Below are 22704 nucleotides of genomic sequence, written 5' to 3'. Positions count from 1 at the left end.
GATCAAACGAACAAAAGCCGATACTTTACGTATCGGCTTTTTACTATCTTGTTCAACGGAATGTGCACTAGAAGCGATAAGTTACACCAACAGCTGCTCCTAATTGCAAATCTGGTCCGGAATAAAGATCCAGTTCGGGATGCACTTGACCATACACATCAATATGTTTGTTGGCAGCCCAATTCACGCCCACCGGTACTCGCACACCAAATTCGTCATGATCCCATTGTGACCAACCACCAGCGCCGACGTACCAAGTCACAGGAATGGAAGGATCGTTAAACTGACCACGCTCAAATATGTAGTCAAACGCCGCCCCTTGATTCCCTAAGACAAAACGATATTGACCGTCAACATCAAATACAGCACTCAACTGCTGATCGACTGCCATACCTATTGCCAGCTTATTCTCCTCCTCGGCATGCGCCAAAATTGAAAAGCTCAATAATCCCAACGCGAGAATCCCTACTTTTTTCATTACCATTTTCCTGAATTTGCTCATTCACTACCAAAACTGTAACGACTACTGTTATGAATCTTGTCAATGAAACGTGAGGAGATTTCAAGAACTTCCCCTCCATCCTTATAAGGACAGGCATCGTAAGATACCTATCAATAACAGACTTTCTTACGAGGACAGGCACTATAAAATACGAGGACAGGCACTATAAAATACGTTTCGGTAACGGGCTTTCTTAAGAGGACAGGCACCACAGGTACGAGGCTCTCTTATAAGGACAGACACGATAAGAAAGATGATAAAATCAAGATAAGCTATAGATATATAAAGAAAAAGCCAGCTATGAAGCTGGCTTTTAATTTCTATGCTAGTTGGAGCTAGTTAACTTCTACATCCGTAGAGTAACGATTGTCGTGGTAGGGTTTTCTGCCAAAGGCGTAATATTGAGACCCGCTGTACAAGGCATAAAGCCCAACTGTACAAACACACAATGCAATCTTGTAAAACTCACGTTCAAAGTAAGTCTTTTTATCAACAGGACTACCATCCACTCTAGACACCACACTCACTCGCAAGAAGAAACGAGCTAATGAATTGCCAAGATAGCGATAACAAACCCACTGATACCCCAAATACATACCGATAAAGAGCACGAGAATAAACACACATATGGCTAGCATTAGGGGTAATGCTGCGTTCCCGGTTGAGGAAATAAGTCCCTTATAATCAGGATGTCTCGCACTTACCCCCATGATGGCGTAATACACGCCACCGATGAGAACCTGAGCAAACATTTTTACGATTTGAAAATCGATAACGAATGCCCCGGTGCGTTTAAATTTCTCTTTAATACTCATTACTTACCAAGTTTAGAGTTAATCTGCGCTTTGTAAGTTGCAGCTTGAGCACCGTAAATCGCTTGGATACCAGTGTCGCCAACTTTCACTAGACCACGAGCGCCTAGTTGAGTTGTCCAGTATTCGTTGTCTTTAACGATAGATGAATCTTTAACTGTGATACGTAGACGAGTGATACATGCGTCAACATCACCAATGTTGTCTTTACCACCTAGGGCTTCGATCATTGCGTCAATTTTCGCATCGTCTTGACCCGCTGCACCTGATTTTGCATCACGGTAGTCTTGTTTAGACACAACCGCTACAGCACTACCTTTACGGCCTGGAGTTTTAACGTCGAATTTCAGGATGTACCAACGGAACAGGAAGAAGTAGATGAATGCGTAAACAATACCTACTGCAATGATGTAATACCAGTGGTTATCAACACCTGTAACACCTGGAAGAATACCGAACAATGAGAAGTCGATGAAACCGCCAGAGAATGTCATACCAACTTTAACACCTAGCATATCCATTAGTAGGAATGAGATACCTGCCAATGGCACATGTAGGAAGTAGTAAAGCGCTGGAGACAAGAACAAGAATGTAAATTCGATTGGTTCAGTAATACCAGTCAAGAATGCAGTCAATGCAACAGAGAACAACAAACCACCAGCGGCTTTACGGTTTTCTGGGTCAACAACAGAGTACATAGCGTAAGCTGCTGCAGGCAGACCAAACATCATGAATGGGAATTTACCAGTCATAAAGTTAGTTGAAGAGAATTGTGAGAAGTCGCCGCTTGCTAGAGAAGCGAAGAAGATGTTTTGAGTACCTTTAACAACTTCACCAGCGATATTTGCAGTACCACCGATTTCTGTTTGCCATAGAGGCAAGTAGAACACGTGGTGTAGACCTACAGGGATCAATGAACGTTCAATGATACCGAAGATGAATGATGCAACGTAACCCATACCAGAAGCACGAAGGTCACCTAGAGCAACACCGATAGCACCAAATGCAGCACCGAAGAAAGGCCAAATAAAGGTTAAAACGATACCGTAGAACAATGCAGCAAATGCACTGATGATAGGAACGTAACGTGCACCACCGAAGAAACCTAGGTAATCAGGTAGTTTCGCATCGTGGTAACGGTTGTGTAGAACAACAGTAACTGCACCAGCGATCAGGCCACCGAACACACCCATACTTAGCGTGTTGTGGATACCTAGCATATCAGCAAGGATACCTGAATAGTGGCTGCCCATCAGAATAACAGTGTTTGAAGAGGTATCGATCATACCGCCCACAACCAATGTTTTTGCGATAGCAACGTTCATTACCAGGTAAGAAATTAATGCTGCTAGTGCTGCTGCACCTTTTTCAGCTTTTGCAAAACCGATTGCAATAGCCAATGCGAACATTACTGGTAAGTTTGCGAATACGATATTACCTGCAGCAGTCATTACTTGTAAGAAACTGTTTAGTGCAGTGCCGTCTTGTAATATACCGATTTGGTAAGCTTCAACCATGGTTGGGTTGGTAAAACTACCACCTATACCCAACATAATACCGGCAGCTGGAAGCAAAGCTATCGGTAGCATGATCGCTTGAGAAAGTTTACTAAAGAAACCTTTCATAGATTTATGCTCCTGATTAAGTTATTAGAATGATTGGTCCTAACGGCACACCCCCGTAGCCATAGTGTTAGTCCCAAGAGGAAATGTAACTGCATGTTGCATTATATTTTCCGGCTCTAAATATATCTTGATGAGCCTCAAACTTTCTAGTTAGTAACGAAATTTAGTTTCAAAGTAATAAATAGATCACAATAAAAACCACTAAAACAATCACACTAAATGTCGATTATCTCACTGTTTTATATTAATTTTTCATTACAAAATCAATAATTTCGCGTCGCAAAGAAATTAACCAAAAACATTTTTCTCTAAGAAAAACAACCCCACCCTACTTTTTGTTTATCAATTAGCCAAACCAATCAAATAAACAGCAATAAGCCACAAAAAATCGGTTTCAGCAATAAAAATGGGAGCCAGAGCTCCCTTTTGTTCATGAACTAAATTTTTATCGTAAAAAAAGATCTGCAAAGTTCTGGGTGGTTTTTTGAGCAACCTCAGCAAGGGACACACCTTTAAGCTGTGCAATATACGCCGCCACTTCAACAACATACGCTGGTTGGTTCTGTTTACCACGATGAGGCACCGGCGCTAGGTAAGGAGAATCGGTCTCTATGAGCAAACGTTCAAGGGGAAGTTGCTTCACCACCTCTTTCAACTCATTCGCTTGACGAAAGGTCACAATACCAGAGATAGAGATATAAAATCCTAGTTCTAGCGCCGCGTGTGCAAAATCAAGATCCTCTGTAAAACAGTGAATCACACCGCCACACTTATCCGCACCACCTTTACGTAAAATGTCCAATGTATCTTGACGAGCATTGCGTGTATGGATGATTAACGGCTTGTTCAATTCAACTGCAAGGTCAACCTGTTGGGTAAAACGCAGCTTTTGCAAGTCTGCTGTTTCAGGTTGATAATGGTAATCCAACCCCGTTTCACCAACCGCAACAACCCTTGGCATCGATGCAAAACGGCGCAGAGTATCTAACGAAAAATCACTTTCGACATCTAATGGATGAACCCCAACTGACGCATGAACGTTTGGAAAAGGTTCGATCATCTCCATCATGTGTGGAAAAGAATCCAATGTACAACCGACGGATAAGAAGGCGTTTACATTAGCTTGTGATGCCTTATCTAATACATCAGCAACACCATTGTGTAATTCGTCGTAATCCAGTTTATCTAAGTGACAATGGGAATCTACAAACATGAATCCTCGTTATTAATGTTAAACAGCCATTGAGTGACCAGCAGCTCTGCATTGAGGCCGCTAAAGGCTCTCAAGCGCTCTTTTAGCTCAATCAAGGCTTGTGAATGTTGATAAAGAGTATTGTAGCTCAGTAAGCGTGCCAACTCTTTCGCGCCAGGAAGTGCGTCCTGTGTGGCAATACCAAAATGTACTTTTTGCGCATCGCTCATTAAGTACCAGAGCCAATTCAATCTCACTGAGGGCTCCTCTGCGACCAGCTGAGCACATTGAAGTGACTCCGTGACATCACCCGAGACTGAACTGATAAACGCCCGCTCAAGAGCATTGAGCTGCTTTACACCATCAGACTCAACAAACTTAAGGGTCATTAAAGGGGCGTTATCGTGCAAGTGCGCCGCATATTCCGGAATGGATGTATTCAACTGTGTAGCGACCCACTCACTTGCTTGATGAGCACTAGGAACAGCAATATTGATCAACTGACAACGGCTCACAATGGTTGGCAATAGTTGATTTAGCTGGTGAGTCACCAAAACAAACACACACTTCTCAGGAGGCTCTTCCAAAGTTTTAAGTAATGCATTCGCTGCTGATTCATTCATTGCTTCAGCAGGTTCAATAACGATAAGTCGAAAACCATTTAGCTGTGACGATTCCAATGCAACCCGATTACATTGACGAATTTGGTCAACGGTAATCGCCTTACCTTCTTTTTCTGGCCGAACTTCATGATAGTCAGGATGGGTACCAGATTGCATCAAATCACACCCGTGACAAAAACCACACGGCTCAGTATCGCTGCCAGTACACATTAAGGTGTTGGCAAACTGCGTAACAAGCGCTTCCGTCCCCAAGCCTCGTTGAGCATGAATAAGCGTCGCGTGAGCAAAAGAATTACTCTGTAAACGTTGTTGCCATTGTTGCCAAGGTTGCAGCAACCAAGGGTAAAGAGTCGCCATCATTGTTCCTTTGCTACTGGGCTAACCATGTCTCAAGTGCTGCACGAATATCTGCCGCTACTTCGTCTATGCTTTGCTGCGCATTGATCATCACTATCAAATCATCCGTAGCTGCAAGTTCTTGATAACGAGCACGAGTACGCTCGAAAAAACTGATGTCCATTTTTTCAATACGATCCAACTCTCCTCGACCACGAGCACGCTCTAACCCCACTTTCGGATCAATGTCTAAATACAAGGTGAAATCGGGTTTGAAATCGCCAAGTGCAGTTTGTTTTAACGCTTGCATCGTCGCGTTACTCAACTGACGACCACCACCTTGGTATGCCTGAGAAGAAAGATCATGGCGATCTCCAACCACCCAGTCACCACGAGTAAGGGCGGGTTTAATCACGTTTTCAACTAACTGTACACGCGCTGCATACATCAACAGCAGCTCCGTCATATCCTGCAGCACTTCACCTTCATGCTCTTCTTTTACTAGTGCACGCATTTTTTCTGCCAACACGGTACCACCAGGTTCACGTGTTCGGACAATATTTCCAACTTGATGAGCCGCTAATGTCTCAACGACTGTCTGAATTGCAGTGCTTTTACCCGCCCCTTCAAGGCCTTCGATGACAATAAATTTACCGTTCATTTATGCTTTCTAAGATAGTTTAAATAGGCGCGTACCGCGCGATTGTGCTCACTTAAAGTTTTTGAGAACACATGTCCTCCGTCCCCACTGGCAACGAAGTATAAGTAACTTGATTGTTCTGGATTCACCGCAGCATTGATGGCATTTTTGCCCACCATTGCAATAGGTGTCGGTGGCAAACCAAAAATCACGTACGTGTTATAAGGAGTTGGCCTGCGTAAATCGGGTTTACGAATATTCCCCTTATAGGCATCCCCCATCCCGTAGATAACCGTAGGATCGGTTTGCAACCGCATCCGTTTATTAAGACGGTTTACAAATACAGACGCGATTCGCTCTCGTTCACTCTCGATTGCTGTCTCTTTTTCGATAATAGAGGCCAAAGTAAGCGCGTCATAGGGTGTTTTTAGTGGCAGTTTATCTTGGCGATGTTGCCAAGCATCATTAAGCACAGCCATTAATTTGTGGTGAGCACGACGTAAGATATCAATATCGCTCTCGCCTGCCGTAAAGTGATACGTTTCCGCGAGAAACAAACCTTCAAGCTTACTGCGGTCAATGCCGAGAAGCTTCGCAATTTGCTGTTCAGATTTGTCACCTAAGGTATGAGTGAGATAAGGCGCTTTCGCCAGCAATGCAAGCCACTCATCAAATCGACTGCCCTCAACAAACGTAATCGCGAATTGATGCTCTTTGCCAGAACGAAACAGTTCAATTGCGTCATTGAGCGACATATTCGGTTCAAGTTGGTAAGTACCTGCTTTGATTTGCACCAGTTCGGGATGCAAGCGTCGCACAAATTTCTCGGCAAAGCTGGTCTGTACCCACCCTTTATCTTTAAGCAAAGAGAACGCACGATTAATATTGGCACCAGAAGGAATGGTCACTATCTGCTCTTGTTGAACAGTCAGTGATTGTTTGAGATAGGCATTAACTGCATGATTAATATAAAAATAGCCACTCGTCGCAAGGATAAATAAAGCGATAACAATGACAGCGAGTTTCTTTAGCACGAATGAAAAATCTCCTGAAAGCGTCGTGTTTGTTTTCCTATTTCATAGCGTTCGATACCAATTTGGCATACGGGAGCTACCCCTAGAATTGCGTTAGAAGCAAACACCTCATCGGCACAAGTGAGAGCAGTAAGTGAAAAGTCACCAACTTGAACGCTAAGCCCTAAAGCGTTTGCTCGTTCCAAAATGACACGACGAGCAACACCAGCCACACCAGCTCGTTCAAGTGATGGAGTAAATAGCTGGTTCGCTTTAATCCAAAATAGATTAGCCATTGTTGTTTCCACAACACGCCCCTCTACATCACAACATACCGCATCACTAAAGCCTTGTTGCTCAGCTTCTGCTTTTAATAATACCTGTTCAAGGCGATTATTATGTTTATGCCCGGCTAATAAAGGATTAATTCCCAAACGTTGTTGACACAAACCTAACTCTAGCCCATCGACTTGCCATTGACGATAATGCTCAGGAAACGCAAAGTGGCTAATAGTAACATTGGGAACAGTCACTTGAGTAGGGCTATATCCACGTCCGCCATTTCCGCGGCTAACATGCAGTTTAAGCCCTGCCTGAGATGCTGGCAGCGTGGCATTAGCCAGCCAGTTATTCACTAAAGACCAATCGGGCTGCGTAATACCAAGTTTGGCTAAACACGCTTGCATACGCTCTAGGTGGTAATCCCAAAATTGAATCTTACCATCACAAGTCAGCATAGTCGTGAAGCAACCATCACCGTATTGGAACGAACGATCACCAACGGAAATATGCTGTGTCGCTTGGCCGTTTACCCAAATCATCTTAGCTCCCTTTCGACTTTTGGTTCCCTAAAAAAGCAAACGGCTTAATGCTAAGCATCAAGCCGTTCGAATACAAGCATCAATGTAACCGCGTATTACTGCATACGTTTGAAGATCAGTGAACCGTTAGTACCACCGAAACCAAATGAGTTACAAATCGCGTATTCCATACCTTCTACTTTACGTGCGGTATTTGGAACTAAATCGATATCCAAACCTTCTTCTGGATTTTCCAGGTTAATGGTTGGCGGAACGATTTGGTCAACTAGCGACATAATAGTGATGATAGACTCTACAGAACCGGCAGCACCTAGAAGGTGACCAGTCATAGATTTAGTCGAAGAAACAAGAACTTGCTTCGCACCTTCTTCACCAAGAGCCAGTTTAATGCCTTTCACTTCAGCAACATCACCTGCAGGAGTTGATGTACCGTGCGCATTCACATAACCGATTTGAGTGCCTTCTAGACCGGCATCACGTAGTGCTGCAGACATTGCTAGCGCACCGCCTGAGCCATCAGAGCTAGGCGAAGTCATGTGATAAGCATCACCAGACATACCAAAACCAACAAGTTCAGCATAGATTTTAGCGCCACGAGCTTTTGCGTGTTCATATTCTTCAAGAACGATAACACCAGCGCCATCACCTAGAACAAAACCATCTCGGTCTTTATCCCAAGGGCGAGAAGCTTTTTGCGGTTCATCATTACGAGTAGAAAGCGCTTTAGCCGCACCGAAACCAGCCATTCCTAGTGGCGTTGATGCTTTTTCAGCACCACCAGCCACCATTGCGTCTGCATCGCCGTAAGCGATCATGCGAGCCGCATGGCCAATGTTATGTAGACCTGTCGTACATGCTGTAGAAATCGCGATATTTGGACCACGTAGACCACGCATAATAGAAAGGTTACCAGCAACCATGTTTACGATGGTTGAAGGGACGAAAAATGGGCTAACCTTACGTGGACCCTTTTCGACTAATGCTGTGTGACCAGCTTCGATCAGGTCAAGACCACCGATACCAGAACCGATAGCTACACCTACGCGGGGAGCATTTTCTGCGGTGATTTCTAGACCTGAGTCATTCAAAGCTTGAATGCCAGCAGCGATGCCGTACTGGATAAACAAATCCATCTTACGAGCATCTTTTTTAGACATGTACTCTTCGCAATCAAAATCTTTTACTAGACCTGCGAAACGAGTTGAAAAATTAGTAGTATCAAAGTGTTCGATATTTACGATACCACTTTGACCAGCTAGCAGGGCTTTCCAAGAAGATTCTACTGTGTTGCCTACCGGTGACAACATACCCATGCCAGTGACAACGACACGACGCTTGGACACGATCATATTCTCCGGAATTGAAAAATTCTATGAGAGGTATAGATGACTGATAAAAACTCAGGCGGCCAGAGGGCCGCCTGGGAGAGATATTACTGAGCGCTGTTTACGTAGTCGATCGCAGCTTGAACAGTAGTGATTTTCTCTGCTTCTTCATCAGGAATCTCAGTGTCGAATTCCTCTTCTAGAGCCATTACTAGCTCAACAGTGTCTAGAGAATCAGCACCTAGATCTTCAACGAAAGAAGCTTCGTTTTTAACTTCTGCTTCGTCTACACCTAGCTGTTCAACAATGATTTTCTTTACGCGTTCTTCGATGTTGCTCATTTTTTCTTTTCCTTTACAGATTTCGCCTAATGCGATGATTCCGTAGTTTATTAGAACTAGGGAAAGTTGCAAGTGTGACCTTGCTGGTCAAACCACAAAATTGATGATTTTAACCGAAATTCACACCAAGATTGATATAAATCATGCACAAATAATGCGCAAGTTTAGATCAAGTTTCGTATAGAGCCGGGATTTTAACACAGTTTTTCCAGACTCAATACGAATATGGCATTAAACCATGTACATGCCACCATTTACGTGCAAAGTTTCGCCCGTAATATACGCTGCTTCTGGAGATGCCAAGAATACAACTGCGGAAGCAATTTCACGAGGATCACCAAGGCGACCCGCTGGAACTTGTGACAAAGTTGCTGCACGCTGTTCGTCGTTTAGCGCTTTTGTCATATCAGTTTCGATAAAACCAGGTGCTACAGTATTCACTGTTACGCCACGAGAAGCAACTTCACGTGCCATAGATTTAGTGAAACCAATTACACCCGCTTTAGCTGCTGCGTAGTTAGTTTGACCTGCGTTACCCATAGTACCAACAACAGAACCGATGTTGATAATACGGCCATGACGTTTTTTCATCATGCCGCGTAACACAGCTTTAGATAGACGGAAGATAGATGTTAGGTTGGTATCCAGAATATCTGTCCACTCATCATCTTTCATACGCATCAGTAAGTTATCACGTGTAATACCGGCATTATTAACCAAAATGTCCACGCCACCAAACTCATCAGTGATGTTTTTTAGAACCGCTTCAATAGATTCTACATCTGTTACATTTAATGCTAGACCTTTGCCGTTTTCGCCAAGGTATGCACTAATGGCTTCAGCACCACTTTCGCTGGTTGCAGTACCAATCACTTTAGCACCACGTTCAGCCAATAATTCAGCAATCGCTTTACCAATACCACGGCTTGCGCCAGTGACAAGAGCCACTTTGCCTTCAAGATTCATGAAATTACTCATGTCTAATTTCCTACTCTTTACTTAACAGCATCAAGAGAAGCTACGTCATTGACTGCAGCTGCATCTAGCGCTTTAACGATACGTTTAGTCAGGCCAGTTAACACTTTACCTGGACCCATTTCGATCAGTTTTTCGATGCCTTGTGCGTGCATTTTCTCTACACCTTCAGTCCAACGCACTGGGCTGTAAAGTTGACGTACAAGCGCATCTTTAATTTTTTCAGGAGCAGTTTCTGCAGCAACATCAACGTTGTTGATAACTGGCAGTTTAGGCTCGTTGAATTCGATAGCCTTTAATGCTTCCGCTAACTTGTCTGCGGCTGGTTTCATTAGTGCACAGTGAGATGGCACAGAAACAGGAAGTGGAAGTGCACGTTTTGCACCCGCTTCTTTACATAGAGCGCCAGCGCGTTCTACTGCTGCTTTTTGACCAGCAATAACCACTTGACCTGGTGAGTTGAAGTTTACAGGAGAAACCACTTCACCTTGCGCTGCTTCGTTACAAGCCTGCGCGATTGCATCATCAGCCAGACCGATAATTGCATACATAGCGCCCGTACCAGCAGGAACCGCTTCTTGCATCAGTTGACCACGTAGAGCCACCAATTTAATCGCTTCTTTAAAGTCGATAACACCAGCACAAACCAACGCTGAGTATTCACCCAAGCTATGACCAGCAAGAACTTCTGGCTGTTCTAAGCCCAGCTCTTGCCAAACACGCCAAATAGCAACAGATGCTGCTAGCAATGCAGGCTGTGTACGGAAAGTTTGGTTCAAATCTTCTACAGGACCATCTTGTACAAGTGCCCACAAATCGTAGCCTAAAGCTTCAGACGCTTCAGCGAAAGTTTGTTTAACAACATCATACTGTTCACCAAGATCAGCAAGCATACCTACAGCTTGAGAACCTTGACCCGGAAAGACGATAGCAAACTTGCTCATGTTTTTTTCCTTCAATAGCAATCATGATAGGGAATCGGAGTCGGCTCCCTAATCATTAGAATCAGAATTAAAACTTAACTAGGGCAGAGCCCCAAGTAAAACCACCACCGAATGCTTCAAGCAGTAGTGTCTGACCGCGTTTAATACGGCCATCGCGCACTGCTTCGTCGAGTGCGGTCGGAACCGTTGCTGCAGACGTATTACCATGTCGATCAAGAGTAACAACGACTTGATCAAGCGACATAGACAATTTCTTTGCTGTCGCTGAAATAATGCGTAAGTTTGCTTGGTGAGGAACTAACCAATCCAACTCAGACTTATTCATATTATTAGCAGCAAGCGTTGTTTTCACGAGACGAGACAACTGAGTCACTGCCACTTTAAATACTTCATTACCTGCCATGTGCAGCCATTTGTCCGTGTCACCGCTACCGCGCTGAGGGACTTCAAGGCTGAGCAAATCACCAAACTCACCATCGGCATAGATATGAGTAGAAAGAATACCTGGCTCTTCACTTGCACCAATCACAACAGCGCCTGCGCCATCACCAAACAGGATAATGGTTGAACGATCTGTTGGATCACAGGTTTTTGATAATGCATCAGCACCGATCACCAATACATTTTTACACATTCCTGATTTAACATGCTGATCGGCAATAGAAAGCCCATACATAAAGCCAGAACATGCAGCTGCGATATCAAATGCTGGGCAGCCTTTGATACCTAAATTACCTTGTACCTGACATGCAGATGACGGAAATGTATGACTGCCGCTAGTAGTTGCGAGAATAATCATGTCGATATCGTCTTTATCGATACCGGCCATCTCAATCGCATTCTTCGCAGCAATGGTTGCCATGTCCGCTACGGTTTCGTTTTCGGCAGAAATACGACGTTCACGAATCCCGGTACGAGTTACGATCCACTCATCACTTGTGTCTACCATTTTCTCTAGGTCCGCATTTGTGCGAATCTGAGATGGCAGGTAGCTGCCTGTTCCTAATATTTTGCTATTCATGAAGACTAATAATGCCTCTCGAGTAAAACCGCTTCCAAACGATCGCTTATCCGGCTGGGTACTTGTCGTTTAATTTCGTGTACCGCCTCGGAAATTGCATTTACGACAGCGGATACATCAGCTCTTCCATGACTTTTTATGACAATGCCGCGCAATCCTAGCAAACTTGCACCGTTATACTGGTCGGGGTTCAGTGTTTTTAGTTCGATAAATAAATCTGAAAACAGTTTTCGAGCAATCCAACCCTTTATGGATGAAGCTGAAAAACAAGCTCTAAGCTTATCAATAAAGAGTTGAGCAGTGCCTTCACATGCCTTCAAACAGACGTTGCCAACAAAACCATCACAAACGACTACGTCAGCAACATCGAGAAGTAACTGATTACTTTCAATATAACCGATATAGTTTACCTCTTGTGTTTGATTGAGCATTTCCGCACAACGTTTGACAAGGTCGTTACCTTTTATTTCCTCAGCACCGATATTTAATATCGCAACGCGTGGAGCTCGCCCTAAATGTTCCTCAGCTAACGCTGCACCCATCACGGCAAATTGAAACAAAGAGTCTGCATCACTCGACACGTTTGCCCCTAAATCGAGCATCCACGTCTTATGTCCGCTGGCCGTTGGAAGGGCCGAGACTAACGCAGGTCTATCGATACCAGGTAATAGTTTAAGTCGAAATCGGGAGAGTGCCATTAATGCACCGGTATTTCCGGCGCTAACACATGCATCGGCTTTCCCTTCAGCCACAAGGTCAATAGAAACTCCCATGGAGGTTCCTGCACTGTGACGAAGTGCGAGCGAAGGTTTCGCTGAGTCAGATATCGTCCGATCACAATGCACAATGCTCAAACGAGCATCTGCTTTGCAACCCAACAGAGACAATTGGTGGGCAATTTGCGACTGGTCACCCACGAGGGACACTTTCAACTCAGGGAAATGCGACAGTGCCTGCACGGCGGCAGGCACTGTGACACGGGGACCGAAATCACCGCCCATTGCATCAAGTGCAACGGTTAAATTATGCAAAGGTCAACCTTACTTGTTGATAACCTTTTTGCCACGGTAGTAACCGTCAGCAGTCACGTTGTGACGTAGGTGAGTTTCACCAGAAGTCGCATCTACAGATACAGCAGCAGTAGTTAGTGCATCATGTGAACGACGCATACCACGACGTGCACGTGATTTACGGTTTTGTTGTACGGCCATTGACCCTACTCCTATGTTAAGTAATGTTTGGAGAATTTATTTCTTCAAACTTTTTAAAACATCGAATGGATTCGGCTTTTCTTCCACAATTTCTTCTGGAAGTTCACCAAACACCAAGTTGTTTGAATTAACGCTACATTCAGACTCATCATGCATCGCAACTTGGGGTAAGTTTAGAATGAACTCGTCTTCAACTAGCTGAATAACATCAAGTTCACCGAAATCGTTAAGATCTACCAAATCATACTCTTCCGGAGCGTCTTCTTCACTTTTCGCACTGTAGTAAGGCGTATAAGTAAATTCGACATCGCACTCATGTGCGAAAACTTCATTACAGCGTTGACACTCTAAATCAACTTGTATGTTAGCTTTACCAGAGATAACAACAAGTCGCTGTTCATCTAACCCAAATGACAATGACACTTGAGCGTCGCGTTTAACGCCTTCGACCGATTCTGTTAAGCGCTTGAAAAGACTGACTTGGATGATGCCATCGTAATCAAGTCGTTTCTGAGCCGCTTTCCCAGGATCTATCGTTCGCGGTATTTTTACCTTTTGCATAGGGCGCGAATATTATCTTCCAAAAAGAGTTTAGTCAAAGAAAAAGGCAAAAAACTTAGTTTTTTTCCCTTTTCACGTCATGAGTTATGAACCGCTTTCTACAATCAGATATGCTATTCACAAACTTTCGATAATTGTAAATTAAAATGCAAAATTACCAACTGGTTTTAGCCTCAACATCTATTTTTCGTCAGCAATTGCTCGAAAAATTAGCCATTCCATTTATCACCGCCAAACCAGATTGCGATGAAACCCCAATAACAGGGGAAACAGCAGAACAACTCGTTACTCGCCTTGCGGCAAAAAAAGCGCAGTCTTGTCAGCTTTCAAAGGCCAGTTTGGTTATTGGCAGTGATCAAGTTTGCGTCATCGATGGCAACATTGTCGGTAAACCGCTCTCAGAAGCTGTGGCAGTTGAGCAACTACTCAGTCAAAGTGGAAAATGCATCCGCTTTTATACGGGACTTGCTTTATACAACACGGTAACAAAAGAGACTCAAGTCGCCCTAGATCACTTTGATGTTCATTTTCGACACTTAACCCGTTCGCAAGTGGAAACGTATGTGCGTAAAGAACAACCTCTTTACTGTGCCGGCAGCTTTAAAAGTGAAGGACTAGGCATTGCGTTATTTGAACGCCTCAAAGGAGACGACCCAAATAGTTTAATTGGCTTGCCCTTAATTAAACTCATTACCATGCTCGAACACGCTGGACACCCAGTTCTTTAGCATTGACACGCCGAAACATAACCTGACAACAATAAAAAAGGCTTGTTTACACAAGCCTTTTTCGTCCAGTTTCACTTTAAGCTTGGCGTAATTTACTTAAAGCGTTTTCGAGGTTTTTATCCAACGGGGCATTGAGCTCCATGGCTTTTTCTGTTCCAGGGTGCACAAACTTAATATTTGCCGCATGAAGAAACAGACGCTTTATGCCGAACTTCGACGTATAGGCATCAAACCGTTGATCGCCATAGCGGTCATCCCAAGCAATTGGGTGCCCCATGTACTGAACATGGACGCGAATTTGGTGAGTACGCCCAGTAATAGGACTCGCCTGAACCAGGGTCGCCTCTTTGAACGACTCTAATATTTTAAAACGTGTTTCAGAGGGTTTACCTTGCGGGTTAACACGAACAATACTGTTCACGTCATTCTTCAGCAGAGGAGCGTTCACCGCTTTGCATTTGGTATCCCACTTCCCCATCACCAAGGCATAATAGTATTTCTGAATGGTTTTCTCTCTGAACTGAGCTTGTAAATGTCGCAGCGCAGAACGTTTTTTTGCCACCAGCAACAGACCTGAAGTGTCACGGTCAATGCGATGAACCAACTCGAGAAAGCGCGCCTGAGGTCGTAAAGCTCTTAACGCCTCAATCGCACCAAACTTCAAGCCACTACCACCGTGGACGGCTGTACCCGATGGCTTATTCAGCACTAGCATATGATCGTCTTCATAGACAATACACGATTCCAACTCAGCTACTTTGTGTAAGTTAGTACTTACTGGGGCAGCGGGTTGGTCATCTTGCACAGAAATAGTCACTGGCGGCACACGTACAATGTCACCTGCAGCAATTTTGTATTCTGCTTTAACCCGCTTTTTATTAACGCGAACCTCGCCTTTACGCAGGATGCGGTAAATCACGCTTTTCGGAATATTCTTTAATTGGTTGCGCAGAAAGTTATCAATGCGCTGACCAGCCATGTCTTCGTCGATATCAACGAACTGGACTTGTGTTTTGATTTCGCTCATGGCGAGTATTTTAACCTTAATTACGCAAAAAACCTATTTAGGTATTTACCAAAAACCGCTCTTTTACGCTTATTCTCGCCGAAAACAGTAAAAATAACAGCCACATTTGATGATGTACGGTTTTAAAGAGGACAAAAAAGACCATTCAAACCGTCCAGCATCCAGCGTTATTGGCATTTTAACCAACTCAAACTGCCATTTTGGGGGCGAAGATACAATATTCTAACACCCCCATTGTAACCAGATTGATGGGAATTTATGCCACTGCTAAAGTTCTCTCCATCAAGAGTCGACTGTAAAAATCAGGGCGTTTGGTATTTATGCAGTTAGCTAACAACGAAAGATAATAACGAGACTTTTCAATGAAGAGAATATTATTAAACGCAACTAAACAAGAAGAGATGCGTGTCGCGTTGGTTGATGACCAGCGACTATTAGATATGAGTATCAGAAGTCCACAACCTGAATCGAAAAAAGCGAATATTTACAAAGGTCGTATCACCCGTATCGAGCCAAGTCTGGAAGCTGCTTTTGTTGATTACGGCGCTGAACGACATGGTTTCCTCCCCCTCAAAGAAATTGCCCGCGAATACTTCCCCGACGGATACACCTACCAAGGCCGACCAAGCATTAAAGAAGTGCTTACCGAAGGCCAGGAAGTCATTGTTCAAGCCGAAAAAGAAGAGCATAACAATAAAGGGGTAGCGTTAACTACGTTTATCTCTCTTGCAGGTAGCTACCTAGTTCTTATGCCTAACAACCCTCGTGCCGGCGGTATTTCTCGCCGCATTGAAGGTGATGACCGTACTAAACTATTAGCAGCACTAAGCACATTGGAACTTCCACCGGGCATGGGCCTTATCGTTCGTAATGCAGGCATAAGAAGAAATGGCGAAGATCTAAAGTGGGACCTTAGTATGATACTTAACCACTGGACAGCCATCAAAAAAGCGGCTGATTCACACCCTGCACCATTTATGATTCACCAAGAAAGTGACGTATTTATTCGTGCAATTAGAGACTATTTACACCGTGACATTGATGAAATCATCATCAACAGTAACACCATCTATGAACGCGCTTTAGAGCACATTAATCTAATTCACCCTGAATTGGCTAATCGTGTAAAAAAATATGAAGAAAAAACGCCCATATTTAACCACTTCAATATTGACCGCCAGTTTGAATCAATGCGCAAGAAAAAAGAAGCGGCATCACAAGACCGTTCAAAAGAGTCACCCCCACCAGCGGAAGGCACAGCAACAATAACTAAAAACAGTGTTAGACAGAACAAAAACACGAATATCGAGCGCCATCACGTACACAAGACTGAGCACGTACGCAAAACTGATCATGTTTCTCAGCCATTTCGCCTCGGTGACCTAGGGTCCAAGTTTTTGTATTGGTTATTCGGAAGGTAATCCCCTAAGCCATAGCGTTCGTTAATCCCAACGAACGCTATGAATGTGACAATAACGGTCATTTGTCACAAAGTTACGCATCATTCCAGCAAAACGCATTTAAGTAATTAATCAAAAAATGCACTTTTGCGCTTAATCTCGCCGAAAACGGTGAAAATAACAGCAATATCTGTTTTCACGCGAGTAGAGCGCCGAAAAAACGACCAACTAAAAACCATGCAAATTTTATTGATACTCCCATTTATACTCACTCAACCTGTCATTTTTTGGGCGAAGAAGCAAAATTTTACACCCTTTCGTATAAAGCAGATTGCTGACTACCACAGTCACTGCTATAGTTCACCACTGTCCATAGTGAAACGCTGAATCATTTAGTTTTGTGCTTTTACTGTGCGCAATGTTAATGAGTAGTTGGCTGAAAACCAATGTGCAGCATGTGGCGTAAGACACGGTTGGTTAAAGTCCTCTTGCCTGCTCTACTCATCGTCTTTTCATGTTGAGTATCAACCGCCTAAGTATGCGGATCACAAGTAATCATTTTTACTTGTGATAACTGATGTGCCCTAGAGCATCCCCTCCAGCCGGGAGGCTGTACACACCTAAGCCATGGGATCAGGCACCTTGAAAACGAAATACAGCAGCAAGAACAAAAATCAAAACGAAAGATAAAGATGATAATGAGATTTTTTCAATGAAAAGAATGTTAATAAACGCAACTCAAAAAGAAGAGATGCGTGTCGCGTTGGTTGATGGCCAGCGACTATTCGATTTGGATATCGAAAGTCCAGGACATGAATCGAAAAAAGCAAATATTTACAAAGGACGTATCACCCGTATCGAGCCAAGTCTGGAAGCTGCTTTTGTTGATTACGGCGCTGAACGACATGGTTTCCTCCCCCTCAAAGAAATTGCCCGCGAATACTTCCCTGACGGATACACCTACCAAGGCCGACCAAGCATTAAAGAAGTGCTTACCGAAGGCCAAGAAGTCATTGTTCAAGTCGAAAAAGAAGAGCGTGGCAGTAAAGGGGCAGCGTTAACTACGTTTATCTCTCTTGCAGGTAGCTACCTAGTTCTTATGCCTAACAACCCTCGTGCTGGCGGTATTTCTCGTCGCATTGAAGGTGATGAGCGTACTGAACTAAAAGCAGCATTAAGCACACTTGACCTTCCACAGGGCATGGGGCTTATCGTTCGTACTGCAGGTGTAGGGAAAAGTGGCGAAGAGCTAGAGTGGGACCTTAATGTGCTACTCAACCACTGGGGAGCCATCAAAGAAGCCTCTGATTCAAACCCAGCACCATTTCTAATTCACCAAGAAAGCAACGTGATTGTCCGTGCAATTCGCGACTATTTACGTCGTGATATCGGTGAAATTCTTATCGACAGCAACACCATCTATGAACGCGCTTTAGAGCACATTAATCTGGTTCGCCCCGATTTTGCTAATCGAGTGAAAAAATACGATGGTGAAGTGCCTCTATTCAGTCACTTCCAAATTGAAAGTCAGATTGAATCTGCATTCCAGCGTGAAGTTCGCTTGCCATCAGGTGGTTCAATCGTCATTGACCCAACTGAAGCATTAACCTCAATCGATATCAACTCTGCTCGTTCAACGAAAGGCGGAGATATTGAAGAAACAGCACTAAACACCAACTTAGAAGCAGCAGATGAAATTGCTCGCCAGTTGCGTCTACGTGATCTTGGTGGTTTGGTGGTGATCGACTTCATCGATATGACTCCAGTACGTCACCAACGCGAAGTTGAAAGTCGCCTACGTGAAGCCGTTCGCCTTGATCGTGCTCGCGTTCAAATCGGTCGAATTTCTCGCTTTGGCCTACTTGAAATGTCGCGCCAACGCTTAAGCCCTTCACTGGCAGAAGCAAGCCACCACATCTGCCCGCGTTGTAGCGGTACTGGTGTCATTCGTGACAACGAATCTCTTGCCCTGTCTGTATTACGTTTGATTGAAGAAGAAGCGCTGAAAGATAATACGGCCCAAGTATTGGCTGTGGTTCCAGTCTCTATCGCTTCTTACCTATTGAACGAAAAGCGTCGTTCAATCAATCACATTGAAAAAGCGCAAGAAGTTAAAATCACAATTGTTCCAACCTCAGACATGGAAACGCCTCACTTTGAAGTGATTCGTATCCGTGAAGGTGACGAACAAGAAATGCTGTCTTATCTGATTCCGAAGAAACTAGACAGCATGAAAGAAGCCGAAGGCAAAGAAGTGGTTGATGTCGATATCAAACCACGACGTGTCGAAGAGCCGATTTTGAAAGGTTTTGCCGCACCAAATCAAAGTGCACCAGCACCTAAGCCTGTCAAAACGCCTGAGCCAGTGGCGGAAAAACCTGCGTTACCAAAACAACCAAGTTTCTTCAGCCGCGTGATCACTGCCATCCGTAAATTGTTTGCAGACTCACCAGTTGCAGAAAAAGAAACCACTGAACAGACAGCGGAAAAAACGACACAAAATACTCAGCGACCACCTCGTCGCGAGCGCAACAACGATCGTAATAACGACCGCCGTCGTAATTCTCGTGACAAAAACAAACGCAACAATAAAGCGGGCGTAGATGCGAATAACGAGAAGAAAGGTAAGCAACAAGAAGGTGAGGTAAACGTTCAAGACAAAGCTGAAAACGGCAATAACAATCGTAAACAGCGTCAAGAACGTAAACCTAAGCAAGATCGTCGCAATAACAAGCGTAGCGATGCTAAGTCTAATAAATTGCAAGAACAGGGGCGTCAATTAGCTGAAGAAGCACAACAAGCTAAAGATGTTGAGCCAACAGAAAATGCTGTAGCTGTTGAAACTAAAACAGCGAAAGTTAAAGAACGTCGTCAACGTCGTAAATTGACTAAACAAGTTCGTCGTAATGGACAAGCTCCTGAGGCAACGGAAGAAAACATCACCACGTCTGACGTGGAACAAGATACTGTTCAAACCACAGATGTTGCTAACGTTAACGCTAAGACTGACGACATCAACGATGACGAAAGCGGTAAAGAAACGAAACAACGCCGTAATCGCCGTTCTCCTCGTCATCTGAGAGCCAGTGGTCAACGTCGCCGTCGCGGTCGTGATCGTCGCCCTAACCCATTCCGTCTACGTAAAGGTGGTGTAGCATCACCAGAAATGGCGATGGGTAAAGTGATGCCAAGTTATGGCTTAACCCGCCAAGCAGAAAAACCAACGCAACCTCAAGCTACCGAAGCACAAGCCACGGTAACCGTAACACCAACTCTAGGTGGGTTTGCGTTCCCTGAAATGGCTATGGGCAAAGTGATCATTCGTCGCGAAGTCGCCGCTCCTGAAGTTGCAGAAGCAAAAGCTGAAACGCCTGTTGATGTGGTGGAAGCTGTAGAAACAGCGCCAATGTTCGAGGAATCACCAATTGTTGTCGAACCTGTCGCAACTGAAACAGTTGTTGCCGACAATGTGGTTGCTGAAGAGACTAAGCCAGCAGAAGCGGAAGCACTTACGGAATCAGTTGAAGAGCCAGTGGCACCAGCTGTCGTGAAAGCACCAACAGCCATGCGTGTTGGAAAAGTGGCATTTAACCACAAAAACCACGCAGCATCTGTGATGACCAAAGCACCAGGTTCGAATGATATTAAAGCAATTGATATCATTGCAGCGCCATTCAAAACTGAACGCTATGTACCCAAAGGAGCTGGTAGTCAGGTTGCTCGTAGCCACGCTAGTGCTGAGATGACTAAGCCTCAAGGTTACTAATCACAATCAACTCTAGAATATAAAGGCTGCTTCGGCAGCCTTTATTTTTTTGTCTAAACTTTAAAGAGTCCTGTTTATATATTGAACTCTTTTACGCATTTCTGTAGCATCCGCGCTTCGTTTGAAATTTCAAATGTTTGCTCGAGCGCAAACGTATTTGTTCAACACATTCAACTTTACAATAAGAAGTAACCACTAACATGTTTGAATTTCCCAAATTTTCAAAGCATTCCGTTAAAAACGACGTTTTGTCAGGCTTAACGGTTGCGCTTGCTCTGGTTCCTGAAGCCGTGGCTTTCTCTTTTGTTGCCGGTGTTGACCCTATGGTTGGCCTATACGCTGCCTTTATGGTCGGGCTAATGACTTCTATTTTCGGTGGTCGTCCAGGTATGATATCTGGCGCAACTGGAGCAATGGCGGTAGTCATGGTGAGCCTCGTCGCTCAACATGGCGTCGAATACCTGTTTGCTGCCATCTTGCTAACAGGTTTACTGCAGGTTTTAGCTGGAATATTTAAACTCGGCAAATTTATCCGGATTGTTCCAACGCCAGTAATGATTGGCTTTGTTAACGGTCTTGCGATTGTCATCTTCCTAGCCCAGTTGGCACAGTTTAAGATGCCAAACGATGCTGGTATTCTAACGTGGCTGCCTCAAGACAAAATGTGGCTGATGCTAGGCTTAGTTGCCCTAACTATGGCAATCATTCACTTCTTGCCGAAATTTACTAAAGCAGTACCATCGTCTTTAGTTGCTATTATTACCATTACCGTATTAGTTCAAGCACTTCACTTGGATACCCGTACCGTTGTTGATTTTCTGCGTACGATGTCAGGAAACGAAAATGCAACTCTTGCAGGTACACTACCAACCTTCTCGATTCCCAATGTCCCATTCACATGGGAAACGTTACAAATCATTCTGCCTTATTCGGTAATTCTTGCTGCTGTTGGTCTTATTGAGTCACTCCTTACCCTAACGGTGATTGACGAAATGACTAACACCCGTGGTAAATCAAACCGTGAGTGTGTCGGTCAAGGCATTGCAAACATAAGCTGTTCTATGTTTGGAGCAATGGGTGGCTGTGCCATGATTGGTCAATCCATGATCAACACTAACTCAGGTGGTCGTGGCCGACTATCGGGTATTACAGCAGCGGTGGGGTTATTAGTTTTCATTCTGTTTACTTCATCACTCATCGAGATGATTCCACTAGCCGCATTGGTTGGTGTGATGTTTATGGTCGTTATCGGCACATTTGAATGGGCTACCTTTAAGTTGGCGCGCCGCGTACCCAAACAAGATTTCTTTGTGATTGTATTGGTGACAGTGGTTACGGTATTTACCGACCTTGCTATCGCAGTAGGCGTTGGTATTGTCGCATCTGCTCTTATGTTCGCTTGGCAACATGCAAAACAAATTCATGCTGTCAGCCAGACTAAGGAAGACGGCAGCAAGGAATATAAAGTCAACGGCCCGATTTTCTTTGGTTCAACAGCCAATTTCCTCGAACTATTCGATGCTGCAAATGATCCAAAAGAAGTGATCATCGATTTTGCTCAATCTCGCGTGGTTGATCATTCAGCCATAGATGCAATTCAAACCATCGCTGAACGCTACGCCCAACTAGATAAAAACATTCACTTACGTCATTTAAGCCCCGACTGTCGCACCCTACTAAACAAAGCAGGTGCGCTTGTTGAAATAGATGCTAAAGACGATCCAACATACAAAGTCGTCACAGACGTTCTGGCTGGTTAATTCAAAAATTCCCGCTTTGAAGTGCCCCCATAAAATTGGACATTTCTGTTAAGCGGCTTGCAAGGCCTGATTTCGATACCC

The 22704-nt window shown here is 44.2% G+C and carries 20 protein-coding genes and 1 pseudogene; 4 read left to right on the top strand and 17 right to left on the bottom strand.

What is annotated here, in order from left to right; genetic code table 11:
- Positions 1–67: 67 nt before the first annotated feature.
- The 16 genes from JCM16456_RS04660 to yceD form a co-directional block, all read right to left on the bottom strand.
- Positions 68–478 (bottom strand): hypothetical protein, encoded by a 411-nt coding sequence (locus JCM16456_RS04660; RefSeq protein ID WP_068712812.1) that lies wholly within the window; start codon positions 476–478, stop codon positions 68–70.
- A 359-nt stretch (positions 479–837) separates the two neighbouring features.
- Complete coding sequence (locus JCM16456_RS04655) at positions 838–1317, bottom strand: RDD family protein (protein WP_068712810.1); 480 nt, start codon at positions 1315–1317, stop codon at positions 838–840.
- Positions 1317–2939, bottom strand: a complete 1623-nt coding sequence (locus JCM16456_RS04650) for a PTS transporter subunit EIIC (RefSeq protein WP_068712808.1) — start codon at positions 2937–2939, stop codon at positions 1317–1319. Before JCM16456_RS04650 ends, JCM16456_RS04655 begins: the two co-directional genes overlap by 1 nt.
- A gap of 445 nt (positions 2940–3384) precedes the next feature.
- Positions 3385–4152, bottom strand: coding sequence for a TatD family hydrolase (locus JCM16456_RS04645; RefSeq protein ID WP_068712806.1), 768 nt, complete (start codon positions 4150–4152; stop codon positions 3385–3387).
- Positions 4143–5111 carry a DNA polymerase III subunit delta' gene (holB, locus tag JCM16456_RS04640; protein WP_068712805.1) on the bottom strand — a complete coding sequence of 323 codons (969 nt, stop codon included), beginning with the start codon at positions 5109–5111 and terminating at the stop codon, positions 4143–4145. Before holB ends, JCM16456_RS04645 begins: the two co-directional genes overlap by 10 nt.
- 13 nt (positions 5112–5124) lie before the next feature.
- Complete coding sequence (tmk, locus tag JCM16456_RS04635) at positions 5125–5751, bottom strand: dTMP kinase (RefSeq protein WP_068712803.1); 627 nt, start codon at positions 5749–5751, stop codon at positions 5125–5127.
- Entirely contained in the window at positions 5748–6764 is a 1017-nt protein-coding gene (mltG, locus tag JCM16456_RS04630) for an endolytic transglycosylase MltG (protein ID WP_068712802.1), read from the bottom strand. The genes tmk and mltG overlap by 4 nt, the downstream gene beginning before the upstream one ends.
- On the bottom strand, positions 6758–7564 hold the full coding sequence (pabC, locus tag JCM16456_RS04625; RefSeq protein ID WP_068712800.1) for an aminodeoxychorismate lyase: 807 nt from the start codon (positions 7562–7564) through the stop codon (positions 6758–6760). Before pabC ends, mltG begins: the two co-directional genes overlap by 7 nt.
- Before the next feature lie 95 nt (positions 7565–7659).
- Positions 7660–8907 carry a beta-ketoacyl-ACP synthase II gene (fabF, locus tag JCM16456_RS04620; RefSeq protein ID WP_068715886.1) on the bottom strand — a complete coding sequence of 416 codons (1248 nt, stop codon included), beginning with the start codon at positions 8905–8907 and terminating at the stop codon, positions 7660–7662.
- An 89-nt stretch (positions 8908–8996) separates the two neighbouring features.
- On the bottom strand, positions 8997–9230 hold the full coding sequence (gene acpP / locus JCM16456_RS04615; RefSeq protein WP_014204679.1) for an acyl carrier protein: 234 nt from the start codon (positions 9228–9230) through the stop codon (positions 8997–8999).
- 231 nt (positions 9231–9461) lie between these two features.
- Positions 9462–10196: a 3-oxoacyl-ACP reductase FabG gene (fabG, locus tag JCM16456_RS04610; RefSeq protein ID WP_068715884.1), complete on the bottom strand. Its 735-nt coding sequence runs from the start codon at positions 10194–10196 to the stop codon at positions 9462–9464.
- Between the two features lie 29 nt (positions 10197–10225).
- The gene (gene fabD / locus JCM16456_RS04605) at positions 10226–11149 is read right to left on the bottom strand and encodes an ACP S-malonyltransferase (RefSeq protein ID WP_068712798.1); all 924 of its coding nucleotides are present in this window, start codon (positions 11147–11149) and stop codon (positions 10226–10228) included.
- A 67-nt stretch (positions 11150–11216) separates the two neighbouring features.
- Positions 11217–12170 (bottom strand): beta-ketoacyl-ACP synthase III, encoded by a 954-nt coding sequence (locus JCM16456_RS04600; protein WP_068712795.1) that lies wholly within the window; start codon positions 12168–12170, stop codon positions 11217–11219.
- Positions 12171–12175: 5 nt separating this feature from the next.
- A complete protein-coding gene (plsX, locus tag JCM16456_RS04595; protein ID WP_068712793.1) occupies positions 12176–13201 on the bottom strand; it encodes a phosphate acyltransferase PlsX in 1026 nt (341 codons plus the stop codon).
- A 9-nt stretch (positions 13202–13210) separates the two neighbouring features.
- Positions 13211–13381, bottom strand: a complete 171-nt coding sequence (gene rpmF, locus JCM16456_RS04590; RefSeq protein WP_068712791.1) for a 50S ribosomal protein L32 — start codon at positions 13379–13381, stop codon at positions 13211–13213.
- A 36-nt stretch (positions 13382–13417) separates the two neighbouring features.
- Complete coding sequence (gene yceD, locus JCM16456_RS04585; protein ID WP_068712789.1) at positions 13418–13942, bottom strand: 23S rRNA accumulation protein YceD; 525 nt, start codon at positions 13940–13942, stop codon at positions 13418–13420.
- A 146-nt stretch (positions 13943–14088) separates the two neighbouring features.
- On the opposite strand from yceD, the gene JCM16456_RS04580 reads away from it, so the two are divergent.
- A complete protein-coding gene (locus JCM16456_RS04580; RefSeq protein WP_068712787.1) occupies positions 14089–14670 on the top strand; it encodes a Maf family protein in 582 nt (193 codons plus the stop codon).
- A 76-nt stretch (positions 14671–14746) separates the two neighbouring features.
- Here JCM16456_RS04580 and rluC read toward each other — a convergent pair whose 3' ends face one another.
- Entirely contained in the window at positions 14747–15697 is a 951-nt protein-coding gene (gene rluC, locus JCM16456_RS04575; RefSeq protein ID WP_068712785.1) for a 23S rRNA pseudouridine(955/2504/2580) synthase RluC, read from the bottom strand.
- A gap of 362 nt (positions 15698–16059) precedes the next feature.
- Here rluC and JCM16456_RS04570 point away from each other — a divergent pair.
- The 3 genes and pseudogenes from JCM16456_RS04570 to JCM16456_RS04560 all read left to right on the top strand — a co-directional run.
- Positions 16060–17085 (top strand): annotated as a pseudogene (locus tag JCM16456_RS04570) (ribonuclease E/G); the annotation flags it as partial.
- Positions 17086–17809: 724 nt separating this feature from the next.
- Positions 17810–20863 (top strand): ribonuclease E, encoded by a 3054-nt coding sequence (gene rne / locus JCM16456_RS04565; RefSeq protein ID WP_082712212.1) that lies wholly within the window; start codon positions 17810–17812, stop codon positions 20861–20863.
- 200 nt (positions 20864–21063) lie between these two features.
- Positions 21064–22623, top strand: a complete 1560-nt coding sequence (locus JCM16456_RS04560) for a SulP family inorganic anion transporter (RefSeq protein WP_068712781.1) — start codon at positions 21064–21066, stop codon at positions 22621–22623.
- Positions 22624–22704: the final 81 nt, after the last annotated feature.

This window comes from Vibrio tritonius, from assembly GCF_001547935.1.
GTDB lineage: Bacteria > Pseudomonadota > Gammaproteobacteria > Enterobacterales > Vibrionaceae > Vibrio > Vibrio tritonius.
The sequence above is the reverse complement of the archived record's forward strand: the minus strand, read 5'-3'. Positions and strand labels throughout refer to the sequence as shown.

Coding starts and splice junctions, on each gene's coding strand:
- JCM16456_RS04660 (WP_068712812.1), bottom strand. CDS start 478: ATGAAAAAAGTAGGGATTCTCGCGTTGGGATTATTGAGCTTTTCAATT.
- JCM16456_RS04655 (WP_068712810.1), bottom strand. CDS start 1,317: ATGAGTATTAAAGAGAAATTTAAACGCACCGGGGCATTCGTTATCGAT.
- tmk (WP_068712803.1), bottom strand. CDS start 5,751: ATGAACGGTAAATTTATTGTCATCGAAGGCCTTGAAGGGGCGGGTAAA.
- yceD (WP_068712789.1), bottom strand. CDS start 13,942: ATGCAAAAGGTAAAAATACCGCGAACGATAGATCCTGGGAAAGCGGCT.
- JCM16456_RS04560 (WP_068712781.1), top strand. CDS start 21,064: ATGTTTGAATTTCCCAAATTTTCAAAGCATTCCGTTAAAAACGACGTT.
- rluC (WP_068712785.1), bottom strand. CDS start 15,697: ATGAGCGAAATCAAAACACAAGTCCAGTTCGTTGATATCGACGAAGAC.
- JCM16456_RS04580 (WP_068712787.1), top strand. CDS start 14,089: ATGCAAAATTACCAACTGGTTTTAGCCTCAACATCTATTTTTCGTCAG.
- holB (WP_068712805.1), bottom strand. CDS start 5,111: ATGGCGACTCTTTACCCTTGGTTGCTGCAACCTTGGCAACAATGGCAA.
- fabD (WP_068712798.1), bottom strand. CDS start 11,149: ATGAGCAAGTTTGCTATCGTCTTTCCGGGTCAAGGTTCTCAAGCTGTA.
- rne (WP_082712212.1), top strand. CDS start 17,810: ATGAAAAGAATGTTAATAAACGCAACTCAAAAAGAAGAGATGCGTGTC.
- acpP (WP_014204679.1), bottom strand. CDS start 9,230: ATGAGCAACATCGAAGAACGCGTAAAGAAAATCATTGTTGAACAGCTA.
- fabG (WP_068715884.1), bottom strand. CDS start 10,196: ATGAATCTTGAAGGCAAAGTGGCTCTTGTCACTGGCGCAAGCCGTGGT.
- JCM16456_RS04645 (WP_068712806.1), bottom strand. CDS start 4,152: ATGTTTGTAGATTCCCATTGTCACTTAGATAAACTGGATTACGACGAA.
- JCM16456_RS04600 (WP_068712795.1), bottom strand. CDS start 12,170: ATGAATAGCAAAATATTAGGAACAGGCAGCTACCTGCCATCTCAGATT.
- pabC (WP_068712800.1), bottom strand. CDS start 7,564: ATGATTTGGGTAAACGGCCAAGCGACACAGCATATTTCCGTTGGTGAT.
- rpmF (WP_068712791.1), bottom strand. CDS start 13,381: ATGGCCGTACAACAAAACCGTAAATCACGTGCACGTCGTGGTATGCGT.
- JCM16456_RS04650 (WP_068712808.1), bottom strand. CDS start 2,939: ATGAAAGGTTTCTTTAGTAAACTTTCTCAAGCGATCATGCTACCGATA.